The sequence below is a fragment of the Corynebacterium sp. HMSC055D05 genome (assembly GCF_001810365.1).
Taxonomy (GTDB): domain Bacteria; phylum Actinomycetota; class Actinomycetes; order Mycobacteriales; family Mycobacteriaceae; genus Corynebacterium; species Corynebacterium coyleae.
Window position 1 is genome coordinate 16,512 of sequence record NZ_KV801066.1, and the last position, 16,169, is coordinate 32,680.

A 16,169-nucleotide genomic window follows, 5' to 3' on the forward strand; every position below is an offset into this window, starting at 1 on the left:
CAAATAGGGTGCTTTGGATCACACTCTTGTAATGCTCAAGGCACGGAAAACACTCGTTGCCGCAGCGCTGATGGCTGCGACGATGCTCGCCGGGTGCTCGTCGACAGGCGGCGCCCCGCGAGCAGAAAACACCGAAGACACCGCCGGCGGCGTAGACACCCCGCGCTACGTCGTCGCCATGGTCACCCACGGCGCACCGGGCGACACCTACTGGGACCTCGTGCGCAAGGGCGCCGAGGACGCAGCCAAAAAAGACAACATCGAGCTGCGCTACTCCTCCGACCCGCAGGCCTCCAACCAGGCGAACCTGGTGCGCTCTGCCGTGGACGCCGGTGTGGACGGCATCGCCGTGACCATGCCGAACGCCGAAGCCATCGGCCCGGCGGCCCGCAACGCCGTTGATCACGGCATCCCCGTGGTGGGCCTCAACGCCGGCATGAGCAAGTACCAGGACTACGGCATGACCGGCTTCTTCGGCCAAGACGAAACCGTGGCGGGCAACGCCGCCGGCGAGCGCCTCAAGGAAGAAGGCAAGAAGAAGGTCCTGTGCATCATCCATGAGCAGGGCAACTCCTCGCAGGAAGCGCGTTGCGACGGCGTCCGCAACGGCCTCGGCGGCGACGTCGAACTGCTCTACGTCAACGGCCAGGACCTCACCTCCGTGCAGTCCACGATCACCTCGAAGCTGTCGCAGGACAAGAGCTTCGACACAGTATTCGCCCTCCAGGCGCCGGTGGCCATGCGCGCCACCGAATCCGTGAAGCAGTCCGGCTCCGAGGCGCAGGTTGCCACCTTTGACACCAACGCCGAGCTTGTCGACGCCATCGCCGACGGCCGCGTCGCCTTCGCCGTCGACCAGCAGCCGTACCTGCAGGGCTACCTCGCCGTGGATTCACTGTGGGTCGCGAAACGCAACGGCGGCACCCTCGGTGGAGGTCGTCCGGTGTACACCGGGCCGTCGTTCGTCGATAAGTCGAACGTGGACAAGGTCGCTGAGGCCGCAAAGGCAGGTATGCGATGAGCACTGCCGTCACAGCCGACGAGTCGCGCGAGGAATCGACCTCCGGCGACGACCGACTACGCACCCACACCGGCCTAGCCAAACTGATCCGGCGGCCGGAGTTCGCGTCCCTGCTCGGCTTCATCGCCATCTTCGCGTTCTTCCTGTCAGTCGCGCCCGCATTCCGTTCCTTTGAAGCGTTTGCGACCACGTTGTACGCGTCGTCGACACTGGGCATCGTGGCACTCGCCGTCGGACTGCTCATGATCGGCGGGGAATTCGACCTGTCCTCAGGCGTCGCCGTCACCACCGCCGCGCTCGCCGCTACGATGCTGAACTACAACCTGCACCTCAACTCGTGGGTCGGCGCCTTCATGGCTTTGGGCATCTCCCTGGCCATCGGCGCACTCAACGGCTACCTGGTCACACGCACCGGCATCGAGAGCTTCCTGATCACCCTGGCGGCCTTCCTCATGCTGCAGGGCCTCAACCTCGCCTTAACTAAGTTCATCACCGGCCAGGTGGCCACGCCGACCATCGCCGACATGGAGGGCTTCCCGTCCGCCCGCAAGGTCTTCGCCGGCACCTTCAACATCGGCGATGTCACCCTCAACGTGACCGTCCTGTGGTGGATCCTGTTCGTCGCCATCGCATCGTTCGTGCTATTTCGCACCAAGTTCGGCAACTGGATCACCGCAGTCGGCGGCGACCAGGACGCAGCCCGCGCCGTCGGCGTGCCGGTTCGCCGCGTGAAGATCCTGCTGTTCATGGGCGTCGGCTTCGCCGCCTGGTTCGTCGGCATGCACACTCTGTTCGCCTTCGACTCCATCCAAGCCGGCCAAGGCGTGGGCAACGAATTCCTCTACATCATTGCCGCCGTCATCGGTGGCTGCGCCATGACCGGCGGCCGCGGCACCGCAGTGGGCACCGCCATCGGCGCGCTGATCTTCGGCCTGACCAACCAGGGCATCGTCTACGCCGGCTGGAACCCCGACTGGTTCAAGTTCTTCCTCGGCGCAACGCTGCTCTTCGCCGTGTTCACCAACACGTCCTTCGCCAAATACACCAAGGGGCGCTAAGTGGCTGTCATCGAACTGAAAAACATCACCAAGTCCTACGGCAGCTTCGACGCCCTGCGCGGCGTGAACCTGACCGTCCGCGAAGGCGAAGTCACCTGTGTCCTCGGCGACAACGGCGCAGGCAAGTCCACGCTGATCAAGATCCTCGCCGGGCTCCATCAGCCCACATCGGGCGAATTGCTTATCGACGACACCCCCACCACCTTCACCTCCCCCCGCGACTCCATCGACACCGGCATCGCTACCGTGCACCAAACGCTCGCGATCGTCGACGAGTTAAGCGTGTGGCGCAACTTCTTCCTCGGCCAGGAACTCACCGGCCGCTTCGGTGCACTCCGCGACACCGAAATGAAACAGATCTGCGCCGAACAACTCCGCGAAATGGGCATCGACATCCCCGACGTCGACGTCGATGCCGGCAACCTTTCCGGCGGCCAACGCCAGGTCGTCGCCATCGCGCGTGCCGTCTACTTCGGCGCCCGCGTGCTCATTCTCGACGAGCCCACCGCCGCCCTCGGCGTCAAACAATCCGGCGTGGTCCTACGCTTCGTGGCGGCCGCTCGCGACCGCGGCATCGCCGTCGTCTTAGTCACCCACAACCCCCACCACGCCTACCTGGTCGGCGACCACTTCACCATCCTGAAACTCGGCCGCCAGGAACTCGATGAACCCCGCGAGAACGTCACGCTCGACGAGCTCACCCACCAAATGGCCGGCGGCGGCGAACTCGAGGCGCTCAGCCACGAACTCGGCCGCTAGCGCCGGTTATCGGCCCCCTGGCTGCTCGCGCCGGCGCTCTGGCTGCTCGCGCCGACTGTCCGCGCTGCGCTGCCGGCGCCTCTAGCGGTCCGCGAGCTCGCTCTGGATCCACTCCTTGCGAGCATCGCGCTGGCGCTTCAGCTCCGCCACCGCCGCGTTCGCCTCCAACCGCTGGCGCTTGAACACCAGCATGGACAGCGGGAACGCCACGATAAGGGCAAGGAGGGCGGACATGATGACGGGCACGGGGGCGTCGATAAGCACTGCGAAGAGCTGAATCACAACCGTCAGCGCAATGAACAACACCAACCGCAACACGCCATACACCGCGACCGCCCTATTCGCGCGCGACTTAGCCTGCGGATCTACCTGCGGAGAAGTTTCCTCATTCACATGGCTAACCCTAACCGGCGGGCAAGTATGTTTAAAACCATGGGAAGATTGCTACTCCTTGCACTGATCATCCTGGCCGTCATCCTCATGTGGAAAGCGTTCGGCCCCGGCTCCGCGCAGCGCTACGGCAGCCAGCGCGGCCTCCAGGAACCCCAAAAGCCGGTCATTAAAGGTCCTGACGATGACGAAGAGTTCCTCTGGAACATCGAGAAGAACCGGTTCAAGGAGCGCCGCGCCCGCGAAGAAGCCGAACGCAAGCGCCGCGAGGATGAAGAACGCCGCCGGCGCCGCGGTGAACTGGACTAGGGGCGGGTTTGCAAATAGTTCCCCGCCCGGGAACTTTCTTGGGTTTGGGAGGAGAAATATTTCACTTCCCCCAGGTCGGTTTTTGAGATCGCGCAAATAGTTCCCGGGTTCCGGCGCGGGCGTGGAACTATTTGTCCCTCCCTGACAGATTTTGCGAAATCTGTCAGGTCCGATTTCTGACCAGGCGCAATGCGGTGCGCTGACAGATTCCGGCGGAAAGTGTCAGTCCGACTCCGCCAGGACAACCTTCAGGCCCAGGGTGTGGGCCACCGAGATGACCTTCTCCCACCGAACGCCGGCGCCGCCGTGCTCGATGGTGTGCAGGGTGGAGCGGGACACGCCGGCGGCGTCGGCGACGTCCTGCTGCAAACGCCCCGAAGCGCGACGCCGGGAGGCGATTTGCTCGCCGAGGGCGATAAGCACCGGATCGTCGCTGGCGGGTTTACCCTGCTTGTTGCGGGGTTTGGTCATCGGTTGGCCTCGTGTTCCAGAACGGCGGGGAGTTTCTCGGACCAGGCCAGGGAATCGCGCACACCATCCGCGATGGAACGTTCGGGGGTCCAGCCCAACACGTCGTGGGCTTTGTCGGTGCGAGTGGCGCAGCCGACTACGTCGCCGGGGCGGGCCGGGCCGGTGGCCACGGACAGTGGGGTGCCGGTGGCCTCACCGAAGGCCTCGGCGAGTTCGAAGACGGTGGTGCCCTGGCCGGTGCCCAGGTTGATGACGTCGTAGCCGGTGGAGATGTCGTCGAAACGCTGCAGGCAGGCGACGTGGGCGCGGGCGAGGTCCCAAACGTGGATGTAGTCGCGCAGGCCGGAGCCGTCGCGGGTCGGCCAATCAACGCCGGTGACGGTGAAGGTCTCGCCGGCGCGGTAGGCGGAGATCATCTTGCCCAACGCATGGGACGGGACCGGGTTCTGCAGGCCTGTGCGCAGGGCCGGGTCGGCGCCGATGGGGTTGAAGTAGCGCAGGGCGATGGCGTTGAGGTGGCCGGTGGCGGTGTCGTCGCGAAGCACTCGCTCCAACAACCACTTCGACGCGGAGTAGGGGCTTTGCGGGTCTACAGGGCTGGTTTCGTCGACCATGTAGTCGGGGCCCGGCTCGTACATGGACGCGGTGGACGACAGGATGAAGCGGCGCACGCCGAAGCGCTCCATGACGGACAGCAGCGTGATGGATTTGGCCACGTTGTTGTCGTAGTACAACAGGGGGCGCTCGACGGACTCGGGGACGACGATCTTGGCGGCGCAGTGGATCACCGCGAAGATATCGGGATGGTCCGTGAACACGCGCTCGAGCAAGGCGACATCAGCGACGTCGCCCTCGTAGCAGGCGAAGCGCTCGCCGAAGGTGCGCAGGCCGGTAGAGAAATCGTCCAGAATTACCGGCGTGATGCCGGCATCATCGCAGCAGGACGCAATTGTGGACCCGATGTAACCGGCACCGCCGGTGATCAGCACCTTCACTAGTTCAGCCCTGCGTAGGAGTGCAGACCCGCGATCACGGTGTTGACGTAGGTCATGTTAAAGATTGTCATCGCCATGGCGAACACATTAATCCACGCCGCTGCGGTGGACTTCCAGCCGGCGGTAGCGCGGGCGTGGAGGTAGGCGGCATAGAGGATCCAGGTGATCATGGACACGGTTTCCTTCGCGTCCCAACCCCAGAAGCGACCCCAGGCTACCTCGGCCCAGATGGCACCGAAGACGATGCCGATGCCGAACAGCGGCAGGGTGACCACGGCGGTCTTGTAGGCCATCTGGTCAAGCGTCTTCGCGGACGGCAGCGGGCGCGCAATGGCGCCGAAGAAGCCGTGCTCCCCGCCGCGGGGCTGCCACATGCGCAGCAGGTACAGCAGGGCGAACGCGCCGGAGACCAGGCCGATGGATGCGCCGATCGCCGCGGAGGACACGTGGACCGGCAGCCAGTAGGACTGCAGCGCCGGCACCACCGGGGCGGCCTGCATGTGGAACACCGTGGAGTTGAGGAACATCGCGATGACCATTGGGAACAGCAGCCACGGCCAGATGGTGTGCCAGCCCTTGCGCTGCACCACCACGGCGGCAACCACCATGATCACAGCGGTCATGAACAGGATGTATTCGTACAGGTTGCCCAGCGGGAACCGCTTCGCACCGAGGCCACGAGTGACAAACGCCACCACGTGCAGCGCCACGCCTACCCAGACCAGCGCCTGGGTCATGCCGGCCCATTTGCGGGCGTTGGCCACCTTAGCGGTGTACTCGGGGTCGTCGAACGGCGATTGCGTATCGACGACATCCGGCCCGCCAGCTCCCACCAGCACCTTCTTCTCAGCCTTCTCGGCCTTCTCTGCCAAAGCCTCGCGGCGGACGTCGATGACTGCCGTGACGCGTCCGTAGTAGATGAAGGACATGATCAGCGCCACGATGTAGATGATGAATGCGGTGCGGAATGTCAGGTCGGACAGCTCCGCCATGGTGGTGTTGACAAGCATAGGTCTTAACCTACTCCACCGGGCACCTATTTTCCAAGGTCATAGGGGTCAAATTCTTCTTCGTCTTCGCGACGTTCGAGGTGTGAATCGTCGCTAAGAAGCTCTGCTGCGAGCTCGTCGAACTCGCGTCCCCACCCCGCGCGGTCTGTGCGGGCGAGGCCGGCGATCTCCACGGCGGTGTGGCCCGGCGTGTCGGACGGGTGCAGGCGGACCCAGATGCGGCGGCGTTTAATCGCCAGCGAGCCGGCGAGTGCGAGCAGCATGACGGTGGAGGCGATCAGCGCCCAGATCTGGGTGGTGTCGCGCGAGATTTGGTAGTTGGCGTATTCGGCGGCGCCGTCGAAACGCACCTTCACCTCGCCGCCGTCGGTGTCCACGGTGGCTTCGGAGCCCGGGGTCAGCTGGACGCGGGTGACTTTCTGCAGCAGGCCTTCGGCGACGAGCGCCTGGTCGAGCGTGAAGATGTTCTGCGGGCGGCCGGTATCCAGGCCGGCGTCACCGACGTAGACGTCGACGGAAATCGCCGGGTCATCCATCGTGGGGAAGGCGGACTGCAACTGGTCGCCGTTCGGGCCGGTCCAGTTGGCGGTGGGCGCGAAGTTGCCCTCGATGGCGATCTGGTTCTTGCGGCGCTCCCCCAAATCCGGGTACATGCCGGCCGGTGGATCGAAACGCATCACGCCAGACGACAGGAACGTGGTCACGTCCGTGGGGCGGAACTGCACCATCTGGGTACGGGTCTCCCCGTTCGGCCAGGTGATGGTGATCTGCGGGGCGAAGCCGTGGCCTTGCAGGTAGATGCGGTCGCCGTTGATGCGCAGCGGGCCGTTGACGGTCAGAGTGGCGCGATCCCATTCGTCCTGCGGCGCGTTGAGGTCGTCGGTGTAGGTCACGTCCGAGGAGAACTCGTTGGCTTGGCCGTTGTTGAGGTATTTCGCCTTGAAGTCTTGTGATTCGAAGCAGAAGGGGGTCAGGCCGGTGCCGTCGAAAAATGGCCCGGCGCGGAACACGTCGAAGTTGGCGGGCGAGGTGTTGCAGAACACGCGGGGCTGTTCGACGGGGATGGCGTTTTCGTGCTCGGAGTTGGTGATCACGATGGCCTGGCCCTCGTAAAACACCATGCGGCCTGCGGCGAAGGCGACGATCATGCCGACGATGCCGATGTGGAAGATCAGGTTCATCAACTCACGCGTGTAGCCGCGTTCCGCCGAGATGGAGAACACGCCCGCGCGGTCCTCGTCGGGTTGGTATTCGGCGACGTGCCAGCGCTTGAGCTTGTCGCGCACTTGCTTTGCGACGACCCCCTCGTCCCCCTCAACCACACCCTCCGTATGCATTGGCATGCGGGACAGGTAGCGCGGAGCGCGGGTCGGCTTGGCGTTGTAGGCCCGCCAGTGGTCCATGGAGCGCGGGATGATGCAGCCGATCAGGGAGATGACCAGCAACAGCACGATGGCAACAAACCAGGTGGAGTTGAAGACGTCGAAGAGCTGCAGGCGGTCGTAGATGGGCCCCATGGTGGGGTTGGCGCGCAGGTAGTCGTCGACAAGCGTTGCGCTGACTTGGCGCTGCGGCAGCAGAGCACCCGGCACGGACGCGAGCGCGAGGATGAACAGCAGCATGAGTGCGGTGCGCATGCTGGTGAGCCAGTGCCACGCCTTGCGCAGCCAGGTTTGTGCCGTCTTCATTTAGATGATCGTCCTTCCGAAACCGTCGACGAGTTGGCGCGACCAGCCGATGAACGCGTCCCATGCGCCGGTGAGCAGCATAAGCCCGACGAGGATCATGGCGATGCCGCCTGCGATCTGGATGGCGCGCGAATGCTTGCTTAGAAAGTCGATGGAGCGCACAGCTTTCGACGACCCCAACGCCACCAGCAGAAATGGCAGGCCTAGGCCGATGCAATACGCGACGACAAGCAGCACGCCGCGGGCTGCGGTAAGCCCCTGGGTGCCAACCGACACCGAGATGATCGACGCCAACGTCGGCCCCAAACACGGCGTCCACCCCAGCGCGAACACACCGCCGAGCAGCGGCGCGCCAAGGATCGTGGTCCACTTTTTGGGCTGCATGCGGGTGTCGTTTTGCAGCGCCGGCACCGCACCCATGAACACCAGGCCCATGAGGATGGTGACCACCCCGCCGATGCGGGTGAGCGTCTGGGCGTTGAGCGCGATCGCGCTGGCCGCGCCGAACACCGTGACCGTGGCCAGCAGGAACACAACCGTGAACCCGGCGACGAACAACGTAGCCGCACCGGCGACCGCCCAGTGTTTGCGGGCCACGCGCGGGCCTTTGTCGTCCATGGTCATCTCGCCGCCGACCACGCCGGTCAGATACGAGATGTAGCCCGGCACCAGCGGGATCACGCACGGGGATGCGAACGACACCAACCCGGCCAGCGCGGCAGCAAGCAGGCCAAGCAGCAGCGGGCCGTCGGTGACGATGTCGGCAAGGCCCACCTAGGCCTCCTCAGCCAAACGGTCAACAACCTCGATGATGTCATCCGCAGTCACCCCGCGCAGGAACACCGCGGCCGGACGGTGTTGCTTGTCCAGCACGATCGTGGTCGGGATCACCGAGGACGGCACGCCACCGAGCGAGGCGGCGGTCTTAAACGGCGGGTCGTAGATGGACGGGTAGGTCACGCCGTTGTCTTTGACGAAGTCCCGGGCAATCTCCGCATTGGAGTCGCGCACGTTGATGCCCAGCACGGTGCCCTGCCCGTTGGCCTGCAGGTGCTGCTGGATCTCCTCGAGGTCATCCACCTCCGCACGGCACGGCGCGCACCACTGGCCCCAGGCGTTGAGCACCACGATCTGGTTCTCAAAATCCGACAGTGCGATCGTCTGGTCTGGCTCCATGAGGGACTCGCCCTCAAAACCGGCAAGGGGCTTGCGCTCTGCCTCGTCGTAGGTGATCTCCGTCTGGCCACCTGGGGAGTGGAACGAGAAGGTTCCGCCCTGGTCCGCCGACGAGCTCGAGCAGGCCGAAAGCGCCAGCGCCGCCGCGCAGCACGCAGTGGCGATAAGCTTCCGCTTCTTCGTCATGGTGTCTACCTAGATCTCCTGGGCTGGGGTGTTGTAGGCCCAGTCAACAACACGGCCACCTTCAAACACAAGTGACGTCACGCTGGCCAGGTCGCACTGGCGACTCATGTGTGCGAGCGGCTTGCCCTGCACCTGGCGCTGCACCATGACAATTGGCAGCTGGTGGCTGACCATGACCGCCTCGTGGCCGTCGGCGATGTCGCGGGCGTCGATCACGGCGTCCCACATGCGCTCCAGGATGGCGTCGTAGGGCTCGCCCCAGCTCGGTTTGAACGGGTTGGTCAGATGCCGCCAGCGGATCGGGTTGGCCAACTGGGTGCGCCAGCCCTTGGTGCGCAGGCCCTCAAAGGTGTTGCCGGCCTCGAGGATGTCCTCGCGGGTCCGGATCTCGCAGCCGGTGACCTCCGCGATCGGTTGCGCGGTTTCCTGCGCGCGCTCGAGCGGGCTCGCCGCCAGGTACGTCACGTCGCGGCCCTCGAAGAACTTCGAGGTGACCAGCGCCATGGACTTGCCTCGCGACGACAAGTGGTAGCCCGGCATCCGCCCGTAGAGGATCTTCTTCGGGTTGTAGACCTCCCCGTGGCGTACCAGGTGCACAATCGTCCGGGACTGCCCGCCCGGGTTCAACGCGTCGCTCACTCCGGCGCCACCGCCTGGGCGGCTGCCTTCGCCGCGGCACCGAGGGCGTCCTCGATGCGGCCGAAGTCCTCGTCGGTCAGCGCGGTGGAGACGAACCAGGTCTCGAACGCGCTCGGTGGTGCGTACACGCCAGCGTCCAGCAGGGCGTGGAAGAACGGTGCGTAACGGAACGTGTCCGCTGCCTGCATGTCGGCGAAGTTGTGGCCCTCGCCCTCAGCAAAACGCACGGACAGCATGGTCGCGGCGCGCTGGATGTGGTGGGCGACGCCTTCACGGGTGAGGGCGTCGTGAAGCAGCTGCGCGAGCGTATCCGCGTTGCGGTTCAGCGTCGGGTAAATGTTCTCGTTGGCCAGACGCAGCGACGCCAGGCCGGACGCCATGGCAACCGGGTTACCGGACAGGGTGCCTGCCTGGTAGACGGGGCCGTTCGGCGCGAGCTTTTCCATAATGTCGCGGCGACCACCGAACGCGGCTGCCGGCAGGCCGCCGGAGATGACCTTGCCAAAGGTGGTCAGGTCGCCGGCGACGTTGTCCACGCCGTACCAACCGGAGTAGGAGGTGCGGAAGCCGGTCATCACTTCGTCGAGAATGAGCAGCGCGCCGTTAAGGTGTGCGACCTCCTTGAGCTTCGCGTTGAAGTCGTTCTGTGGCGCGACGGTGCCCATGTTGCCGGCGGCGGCCTCGGTGATGATCGCCGCGATCTGACCCTCGTTCTCACGGAAGGCGCGCTCGACGGCTTCGATGTCGTTGTACGGCACGACGATGGTGTCCGCAGCCTGCGCACCGGTTACACCCGGCGAATCCGGCAGGGAGAACGTTGCAATGCCGGAGCCCGCAGACGCCAACAGCGCGTCGACGTGGCCGTGGTAGCAGCCCTCGAACTTCAGAATCTTCGGCCGCCCGGTGAAGCCGCGGGCGAGGCGCACAGCAGACATGGTGGCCTCGGTGCCGGAGTTGACCATGCGCACCTCGTCCACGGACGTGCGGGAGACGATGTGCTCGGCGATCTCGATCTCAGCCTCCGTCGGCGCACCGAAGCTCAGGCCGTTAACCAGGGCCTTCTCTACCGCGTCGATGATCTCCGGGTGGGCGTTGCCGTGCACCATCGGGCCCCAGGAGCAGACGAGGTCGACGTACTTGTTGCCGTCGACGTCGATAAGTTGCGAGCCGTACGCACTCTGGATGAAGCGAGTCTGGCCGCCAACCGAGCCAAACCCGCGCACAGGCGAGTTCACCCCGCCCGGTGTGAAACGTTGCGCGCGCTCGAACAATTCGGCCGAACGCTGCGTATTGCCTGAAGTCGGGTTCTGGGAAGTCATGGTTGTCTATCGTAGGCCATATGAATATTGCGTTTTTAGGCCTTGGCCGTATGGGAACTGAGCTCGCGCTCAAACTTGTCGACGACCACTCGCTGACCGTGTGGAACCGCACCGCCGAAAAGACCACTCCCCTGGTCGAACGTGGCGCGCGTGCCGCCGAGACGCCGGAGGAGGCCGTCAAGGGCGCGGATCTTGTCATTACGTCACTGTTCGGTCCGGACACTGTCCGTGAGGTTGTCATCGAACCCTCCCTCATCCCCGAAGGCGTGACCTGGGCAGACTCCACCACGATCTCCCCGGAGGATGCCGCCGAGTTCGCCGCTGCCGTCCCCGGCTACGTCCACACCCCGGTAGTCGGCTCGCTGCCGCCCGCCCGCGCAGGCAAGTTGGGCGTCTACGTCGGTGGAGCCGATGCTTCTCGACGATCCACCGTCGCCGAAGTCGTCGCCCCCTGGGCCGCCGCCAACCCGGAGCGTTTGAAGGTTGTCGATTCGGCCCCAGCCGCCGCCACCGGCAAGCTCTTGGCCAACCTGGCCCTGGCCGTCACCATCCAGGGCTTCAAGGAAGCCTTGGTTTTGGGCGAGTCGCAGGGTCTCGCGCCGGAGCAGGTCGTGGACATGCTCGGCTCGACCGGCCTGGAGTTCATCGTGAACATGAAGAGCCCATTCCTGTTGGGCGAGCGCTCCACCTCGCCTGGCGACTTCACCGCCGACGCCATCGCCAAGGACGCCCGCCTCATGCTGGCCACCGCCGACAAGGACCTGCCGGCCGTCGCCGCCGCGCTCGCGTCCCTGGAGGAGCAGCAGGAGGCCGGCCGCGGCGACGAGGACTTCTCCACCGTCGTGGTCAACCGGTAGGGGGTTGGCCCTGCCTCTCCCTCAGCCCCTCTTCTAAGAAAGTTCCCGGGCAGGGAACTTTCTTCACCCCGACGGGCAAGAAAATTCACTCTCCCCAGGAAAGACGGCAACCAGAACGAAAATAGTTCCACGCCCCAACCGGGAGCGTGGAACTATTTTGCGTTGGCGACCATTTTCGCTACTTGCCTGCCTCGAGCTCGTTGCCCACGGCCTCGACGGCGCGCCCTTTCTTCTTCGACTGGTTGCGGAAGATACCGAAAAACACCACGACCAACAGCGCAATTGCAACCCAGTTGGCCACCTTGGCGTACTGGTCCAGGACCTCCACGACCGGCTCACCGATCCACCAGCCCAGTCCAAGGTAGAGGAACGACCAGAGGGTTTTGGAGATGAAGTTCAGCACCATGAACTTCCACAACGGCATACCCGAGATGCCCATGAACACGAACACCACAAATGCGATCGGCAACGGAATGGGCACGTACGCCAGGAAGATACCGATCCAGCCGAGCTTGATCGCCCACCCTTCCACGCGGGCGATGTTCTTCGCCGCGCGTTTCGAGTTCGCCGCCTGCACGTCCAGGATGCCGCGACCCCAGAGTTTGCCGGCCCACCAGTAGATCCAGTCGAACTTGATGTTCACCAGCGAGCCGATGAGCAGGTAGATCAGCCAGTGGGGCGCCTCCCCCACCGCGGCGAGCGCACCGGTGGAGGCTGCGCCGACGCGTGAGCCGGTCAGTGCCAGCAGGACCGGCGGGTGCAGGCCGAGCAGCCATGCACGCAGCGGGATCATTGCCAGGCCGAAGATGCCGACGAAGCCAAACCAGGCCAGGCACCAGTAGTCGGCTTTGGTGGGCTTGCCGTTCCAGGGCAGGCCTTCTTCTTCCCACCATTCCTTCTCGGCGGGTTCGGTGGGTGCCGCGGCACCAGCAGCGCCGGCAGCTTCGGCGGCTTCGGTGGGTTCGGCGGCATCGCGCTCGTTGGCGTGTTGTTCCATAGGTGATCAACCTAGCGGAGAACCCGCATTTGACCCTAGCCACGCATCGCCCATCGGTGCTAGCATTTTGACAGCACAATTTGGATCGCAAGGAGGCAGCATGGGCGCTATCCAAAAAAGCAAAGCGACGCGCATCACGCGTCGGGCTGAGACCATAGCCGCTGAAAAGCCAGAGAAGACCGTCACGTTGACTATCCGTGGCGTCGACGAGAGAGTACGCCACAAGATCAAACTTCAGGCCAGTATGAATGGACGGTCTATGGAGGCAGAGGTACGTCATATTCTGGAAGAAGCAGTCCGACCTGTAAAGGCTGGCTTGGAGCTTTTCGAGCTCTCCCAAGAGGTGGGAGGTATGGATGACCTCGCCGGTGTTATGGATGAAATGGTCACTGCCCGTCGCGGCGGTCAGTCATGATCATCCTTGATACGAACGTTGTTTCAGAGCTTTGCCGGAAGGCTCCGCACGAAAACGTCAGACGATGGGCAGCCACCACAGACCCGAAGCAGTGCATTACTTCCATTACAGTCGGCGAGATTGTCCGAGGCGTTCGGAGTTTGCCGTCGAGTGCCCGACGGAACGAAATTCAGCACGTTGTCTTCTGGCAATTGTCTAATTTCGAGCAGCGCAACGGTGTCCTCGCTTTTGATACAGACGCTGCCTGGGCGTTCGGCGAAATCGTCGTGGAGCGAAAAAGGATGGGTCGCCCGATCCATGACGCCGATGCGATGATCGCCGCGATTTGTCGCGCCCACGATGCCCCGCTTGCCACCCGCAACCTCAAGGATTTTGAGGGCACGGGTGTGGAGGTCATCGACCCCTGGGAGGATGCCTAAAGCAGTTGCTTGGCGACGACACGCGCGTCCGCCACTACCGCCGGCACCCCCACGCCGCTCGCCCAGGCGCCGGTGACGGAGATGCCGTCCACCTTGTCGATGATGTTTCGGACGTTGGCCACGGTGGCGAGGTGGTGTTCGTCGAAACGCGGCAAGCCGCCGAACCAGCGCTGGACGAAGATTTCCTCCAGGCCGGCCTCGCGGCCGTCGAATCCAGTGATGGTTTTCAGGTCGTCGAGCGCCCAGTCCACCAGGTCGTCTTCGGTGGCGGTCAGGGCGATGTTGTCGCCGAAGCGGCCGAAGCTTGCGCGCACGATGGCGCCGCCGCGTTCGGCAAGGTGCGGCCATTTACGCGAGGAGAAGGTGAACGCCTTTGCCTTCACGTCGTCGGCACCGGTGGCAACGAGCACGCCCGAGTTCTGCGGCAGGCCCTCGTCGGTGGCAAACCGCATGCCGACGACTGCCGAGTTGGCCAACTTCACCGACTGGAGCTCCTGTGCCGCCTCTGGGACGACTTCCTTGAGCAGCAGCGCTGCGGTTGGTGCGGGTACGGCGAGGATGATGTGGTCGTAGATGGTGTCCTCGCCGCCCTTGAGGCGGAAACCGTTGCCTTCGCGGCGAATCTCCGAGATGAACGCGTCGATGTAGATGTCCGCCCCAGACTGCTCTGCGAGGGCTTCGTAGAGTTCGTGGTAGCCGTCGCGGAACGTGTTAAAGACCGCCCCCTGGCCGGTTGGCAGCTCCGCGCGGGAGCGCTCCAGGTTGGCCACGGCGGTGGACAGGTGCACCTTGCCGTCGCCGGCTTCAGCGAGGCGGTCGAGCTCTTCCGCCAGTTGCGGGATGGTGGCGCGAACGCCCAGGTCATCGGCGGTACAGGAGTAGACCCCACCAAGCAGAGACGACAGGATGACGTCGACGACTTCGTCGCCGTAGCGCTCGCGCACGAGTTTGCCGACGTTCATGTCGCCGTCGGTGTCCCAGGTGAAACCTTCGCGGTTAGCTTCGTCGTCGATACGCGCTGCGGTTTCGGCGCTGACCAAGTGCGCAACCGTTTCGGAGGTAGACGGGATACCCATCACGCCGCCGGTAGGCAGACCGCGGGCCTCGCCATTGGACCAGATCAGGGAGCGCAACCCGGACGGCTCGACGAGCGAATCACCAAGACCCAACTCGGTGAAGAACTCGACGGCATCCTTGCGGCGTGCGAGGAATGCCTCGGCGCCCATATCGGTCGGGCCAGCCTCGAACGCGACGGTGTAGAGCTTGCCGCCGATGCGGTCAGTGGCTTCGTAGACGTCGATTTTCGCCTCGTCCGTGTCCTCGTTCGAGCTGAGTTTACGAAGCTCGTAGGCGGCAGTCAGGCCCGCAAGGCCTGCTCCGATAATGGCGATGTTCATTAATTCTCCTCGTGGATGATGCGCACTGCCTCAGTGATGGCGTCCGCATCGGTGGTCGGCAGTACGCCGTGGCCCAGGTTGAAGATGTGTCCGGTGGCGTCGCCAGCTTCGACTGCCCGGGCGGCCTCACCCTTGATGCGGGTAATCTCCTCGCGCACCACGTCGGTGCCGGCGAACAGCAACGCCGGATCCAGGTTGCCCTGCAGCACGCGCGGGGAGGCGAAACGCTTAGCGGCGGTGTCCAGCGGCACGCGCCAGTCCACACCCATCACCTCGCTGCCTGCCTCAGACATGGCGCCGAGCAGCTCGCCGGTGGCCACACCGAAGTGGATGCGCGGGATCTCTCCCGCCACTGAATCCAGGATTTCAACCGAGTACGGCAGGACAAACTCGCGGTAGTCGGCTTCGGTGAGGAAGCCTGCCCAGGAGTCGAAGAGTTGCATCGCGTCGATGCCGGCCTCGACCTGCGTGCGGAGGAACTCGGTGATCGTTGGCACGAGGCGGCGCATGAGCGCGTGCCAGGTTTCCGGATCGCCGTGCATCATCGCCTTGGTCTTCTCGTGGTTCTTGCTCGGCCCGCCTTCGATGAGGTAGCTGGCCAGAGTGAACGGCGCGCCTACGAAGCCGATGAGTGCCTGGGTGTCGCTCAGTTCGTCGAGAATAATGCGGATCCCCTCGGCGACTTCCTCCACGGTGTGGTCCAGGATCGGCAGGTTGTCTACGTCCGCACGGGAGCGAATCGGAGCGTCCAGCACCGGGCCCGTACCCGGCACGATCTCCACCCCAACACCCGCTGCCTTCAGCGGCACCACAATGTCAGAGAACAAGATCGCCGCGTCCATGTCGTGGCGGCGCACCGGCTGCAGCGTGATCTCCGCGAGCAGTTCCGGCATGAAGCACGAATCCAGCATTGCAATGCCTTCTCGCACCTTGCGGTACTCCGGCAAGGAACGGCCGGCTTGGCGCATGAACCACACCGGGGTGCGGGACGGAGTGCGGCCGTAGGCGGCCTCAAGGAACGGAGCGTTAACAAGGTCGCGTCTAGTCATAGTGCCTTAGCCTA

General features: G+C 64.4%; 19 protein-coding genes. 7 read left to right on the forward strand and 12 right to left on the reverse strand.

Going from position 1 to position 16,169, the window contains the following annotated elements:
• Window positions 1-31: 31 nt before the first annotated feature.
• The 3 genes from HMPREF2734_RS04975 to HMPREF2734_RS04985 are packed head-to-tail and all read left to right on the forward strand — an operon-like array spanning window position 32 to window position 2,838.
• Window positions 32-1,021 carry a substrate-binding domain-containing protein gene (locus tag HMPREF2734_RS04975; RefSeq protein WP_070569719.1) on the forward strand — a complete coding sequence of 330 codons (990 nt, stop codon included), beginning with the start codon at window positions 32-34 and terminating at the stop codon, window positions 1,019-1,021.
• A complete protein-coding gene (locus HMPREF2734_RS04980) occupies window positions 1,018-2,079 on the forward strand; it encodes an ABC transporter permease (protein ID WP_070569721.1) in 1,062 nt (353 codons plus the stop codon). The genes HMPREF2734_RS04975 and HMPREF2734_RS04980 overlap by 4 nt, the downstream gene beginning before the upstream one ends.
• Window positions 2,080-2,838 (forward strand): ATP-binding cassette domain-containing protein, encoded by a 759-nt coding sequence (locus tag HMPREF2734_RS04985; protein ID WP_070421724.1) that lies wholly within the window; start codon window positions 2,080-2,082, stop codon window positions 2,836-2,838.
• An 81-nt stretch (window positions 2,839-2,919) separates the two neighbouring features.
• Here HMPREF2734_RS04985 and HMPREF2734_RS04990 read toward each other — a convergent pair whose 3' ends face one another.
• The gene (locus HMPREF2734_RS04990; protein ID WP_070421723.1) at window positions 2,920-3,231 is read right to left on the reverse strand and encodes a DUF4229 domain-containing protein; all 312 of its coding nucleotides are present in this window, start codon (window positions 3,229-3,231) and stop codon (window positions 2,920-2,922) included.
• Window positions 3,232-3,270: 39 nt separating this feature from the next.
• Here HMPREF2734_RS04990 and HMPREF2734_RS04995 point away from each other — a divergent pair, with 39 nt between their 5' ends.
• Window positions 3,271-3,537 carry a hypothetical protein gene (locus tag HMPREF2734_RS04995; protein WP_070421775.1) on the forward strand — a complete coding sequence of 89 codons (267 nt, stop codon included), beginning with the start codon at window positions 3,271-3,273 and terminating at the stop codon, window positions 3,535-3,537.
• A gap of 222 nt (window positions 3,538-3,759) precedes the next feature.
• Here the strand turns inward: HMPREF2734_RS04995 and HMPREF2734_RS05000 are convergent, their stop codons facing one another.
• Genes HMPREF2734_RS05000 through hemL form a run of 8 tightly spaced genes read right to left on the reverse strand, consistent with a single transcriptional unit; the run spans window position 3,760 to window position 11,021 of the window.
• Window positions 3,760-4,008 carry a helix-turn-helix domain-containing protein gene (locus tag HMPREF2734_RS05000; protein WP_070421722.1) on the reverse strand — a complete coding sequence of 83 codons (249 nt, stop codon included), beginning with the start codon at window positions 4,006-4,008 and terminating at the stop codon, window positions 3,760-3,762.
• Window positions 4,005-5,003 carry a UDP-glucose 4-epimerase GalE gene (gene galE, locus HMPREF2734_RS05005; protein WP_070569722.1) on the reverse strand — a complete coding sequence of 333 codons (999 nt, stop codon included), beginning with the start codon at window positions 5,001-5,003 and terminating at the stop codon, window positions 4,005-4,007. Before galE ends, HMPREF2734_RS05000 begins: the two co-directional genes overlap by 4 nt.
• A complete protein-coding gene (gene ccsB / locus HMPREF2734_RS05010; protein WP_070569724.1) occupies window positions 5,003-6,013 on the reverse strand; it encodes a c-type cytochrome biogenesis protein CcsB in 1,011 nt (336 codons plus the stop codon). The genes galE and ccsB overlap by 1 nt, the downstream gene beginning before the upstream one ends.
• Window positions 6,014-6,039: 26 nt before the next feature.
• Complete coding sequence (locus tag HMPREF2734_RS05015; protein WP_070569726.1) at window positions 6,040-7,701, reverse strand: cytochrome c biogenesis protein ResB; 1,662 nt, start codon at window positions 7,699-7,701, stop codon at window positions 6,040-6,042.
• Entirely contained in the window at window positions 7,702-8,475 is a 774-nt protein-coding gene (locus HMPREF2734_RS05020) for a cytochrome c biogenesis CcdA family protein (protein WP_070569728.1), read from the reverse strand.
• Window positions 8,476-9,063 (reverse strand): TlpA family protein disulfide reductase, encoded by a 588-nt coding sequence (locus HMPREF2734_RS05025; protein WP_070482082.1) that lies wholly within the window; start codon window positions 9,061-9,063, stop codon window positions 8,476-8,478.
• Between the two features lie 9 nt (window positions 9,064-9,072).
• Complete coding sequence (locus HMPREF2734_RS05030; protein ID WP_246816784.1) at window positions 9,073-9,702, reverse strand: histidine phosphatase family protein; 630 nt, start codon at window positions 9,700-9,702, stop codon at window positions 9,073-9,075.
• Complete coding sequence (gene hemL / locus HMPREF2734_RS05035) at window positions 9,699-11,021, reverse strand: glutamate-1-semialdehyde 2,1-aminomutase (RefSeq protein ID WP_070569730.1); 1,323 nt, start codon at window positions 11,019-11,021, stop codon at window positions 9,699-9,701. The genes HMPREF2734_RS05030 and hemL overlap by 4 nt, the downstream gene beginning before the upstream one ends.
• 20 nt (window positions 11,022-11,041) lie before the next feature.
• Between hemL and HMPREF2734_RS05040 the strand changes: the two genes are divergently transcribed.
• On the forward strand, window positions 11,042-11,878 hold the full coding sequence (locus HMPREF2734_RS05040) for an NAD(P)-dependent oxidoreductase (protein ID WP_070569732.1): 837 nt from the start codon (window positions 11,042-11,044) through the stop codon (window positions 11,876-11,878).
• 178 nt (window positions 11,879-12,056) lie between these two features.
• Here HMPREF2734_RS05040 and HMPREF2734_RS05045 read toward each other — a convergent pair whose 3' ends face one another.
• Window positions 12,057-12,875 (reverse strand): DedA family protein, encoded by an 819-nt coding sequence (locus HMPREF2734_RS05045; protein ID WP_083308091.1) that lies wholly within the window; start codon window positions 12,873-12,875, stop codon window positions 12,057-12,059.
• Between the two features lie 100 nt (window positions 12,876-12,975).
• Between HMPREF2734_RS05045 and HMPREF2734_RS05050 the strand changes: the two genes are divergently transcribed.
• Window positions 12,976-13,290, forward strand: a complete 315-nt coding sequence (locus HMPREF2734_RS05050) for a FitA-like ribbon-helix-helix domain-containing protein (protein WP_141750430.1) — start codon at window positions 12,976-12,978, stop codon at window positions 13,288-13,290.
• The gene (locus HMPREF2734_RS05055) at window positions 13,287-13,709 is read left to right on the forward strand and encodes a type II toxin-antitoxin system VapC family toxin (protein ID WP_070569734.1); all 423 of its coding nucleotides are present in this window, start codon (window positions 13,287-13,289) and stop codon (window positions 13,707-13,709) included. The genes HMPREF2734_RS05050 and HMPREF2734_RS05055 overlap by 4 nt, the downstream gene beginning before the upstream one ends.
• Here HMPREF2734_RS05055 and HMPREF2734_RS05060 read toward each other — a convergent pair.
• Together HMPREF2734_RS05060 and hemE are read right to left on the reverse strand one after the other, a co-directional pair.
• Window positions 13,706-15,106, reverse strand: a complete 1,401-nt coding sequence (locus tag HMPREF2734_RS05060) for a protoporphyrinogen oxidase (protein ID WP_070569736.1) — start codon at window positions 15,104-15,106, stop codon at window positions 13,706-13,708. The genes HMPREF2734_RS05055 and HMPREF2734_RS05060 overlap by 4 nt on opposite strands.
• Window positions 15,106-16,155 carry a uroporphyrinogen decarboxylase gene (gene hemE / locus HMPREF2734_RS05065; protein WP_070421711.1) on the reverse strand — a complete coding sequence of 350 codons (1,050 nt, stop codon included), beginning with the start codon at window positions 16,153-16,155 and terminating at the stop codon, window positions 15,106-15,108. Before hemE ends, HMPREF2734_RS05060 begins: the two co-directional genes overlap by 1 nt.
• Window positions 16,156-16,169 lie beyond the last annotated feature (14 nt).

Excerpts from the sequence above, each read along its gene's own strand:
- hemE (WP_070421711.1), bottom strand. The coding sequence starts at position 16,155 with ATGACTAGACGCGACCTTGTTAACGCTCCGTTCCTTGAGGCCGCCTAC.
- HMPREF2734_RS04975 (WP_070569719.1), top strand. The coding sequence starts at position 32 with ATGCTCAAGGCACGGAAAACACTCGTTGCCGCAGCGCTGATGGCTGCG.
- HMPREF2734_RS05015 (WP_070569726.1), bottom strand. The coding sequence starts at position 7,701 with ATGAAGACGGCACAAACCTGGCTGCGCAAGGCGTGGCACTGGCTCACC.
- hemL (WP_070569730.1), bottom strand. The coding sequence starts at position 11,021 with ATGACTTCCCAGAACCCGACTTCAGGCAATACGCAGCGTTCGGCCGAA.
- HMPREF2734_RS05025 (WP_070482082.1), bottom strand. The coding sequence starts at position 9,063 with ATGACGAAGAAGCGGAAGCTTATCGCCACTGCGTGCTGCGCGGCGGCG.
- HMPREF2734_RS04980 (WP_070569721.1), top strand. The coding sequence starts at position 1,018 with ATGAGCACTGCCGTCACAGCCGACGAGTCGCGCGAGGAATCGACCTCC.
- HMPREF2734_RS05050 (WP_141750430.1), top strand. The coding sequence starts at position 12,976 with ATGGGCGCTATCCAAAAAAGCAAAGCGACGCGCATCACGCGTCGGGCT.
- HMPREF2734_RS05040 (WP_070569732.1), top strand. The coding sequence starts at position 11,042 with ATGAATATTGCGTTTTTAGGCCTTGGCCGTATGGGAACTGAGCTCGCG.
- ccsB (WP_070569724.1), bottom strand. The coding sequence starts at position 6,013 with ATGCTTGTCAACACCACCATGGCGGAGCTGTCCGACCTGACATTCCGC.
- HMPREF2734_RS05000 (WP_070421722.1), bottom strand. The coding sequence starts at position 4,008 with ATGACCAAACCCCGCAACAAGCAGGGTAAACCCGCCAGCGACGATCCG.
- HMPREF2734_RS05060 (WP_070569736.1), bottom strand. The coding sequence starts at position 15,106 with ATGAACATCGCCATTATCGGAGCAGGCCTTGCGGGCCTGACTGCCGCC.
- HMPREF2734_RS05055 (WP_070569734.1), top strand. The coding sequence starts at position 13,287 with ATGATCATCCTTGATACGAACGTTGTTTCAGAGCTTTGCCGGAAGGCT.
- HMPREF2734_RS05045 (WP_083308091.1), bottom strand. The coding sequence starts at position 12,875 with ATGGAACAACACGCCAACGAGCGCGATGCCGCCGAACCCACCGAAGCC.
- HMPREF2734_RS04995 (WP_070421775.1), top strand. The coding sequence starts at position 3,271 with ATGGGAAGATTGCTACTCCTTGCACTGATCATCCTGGCCGTCATCCTC.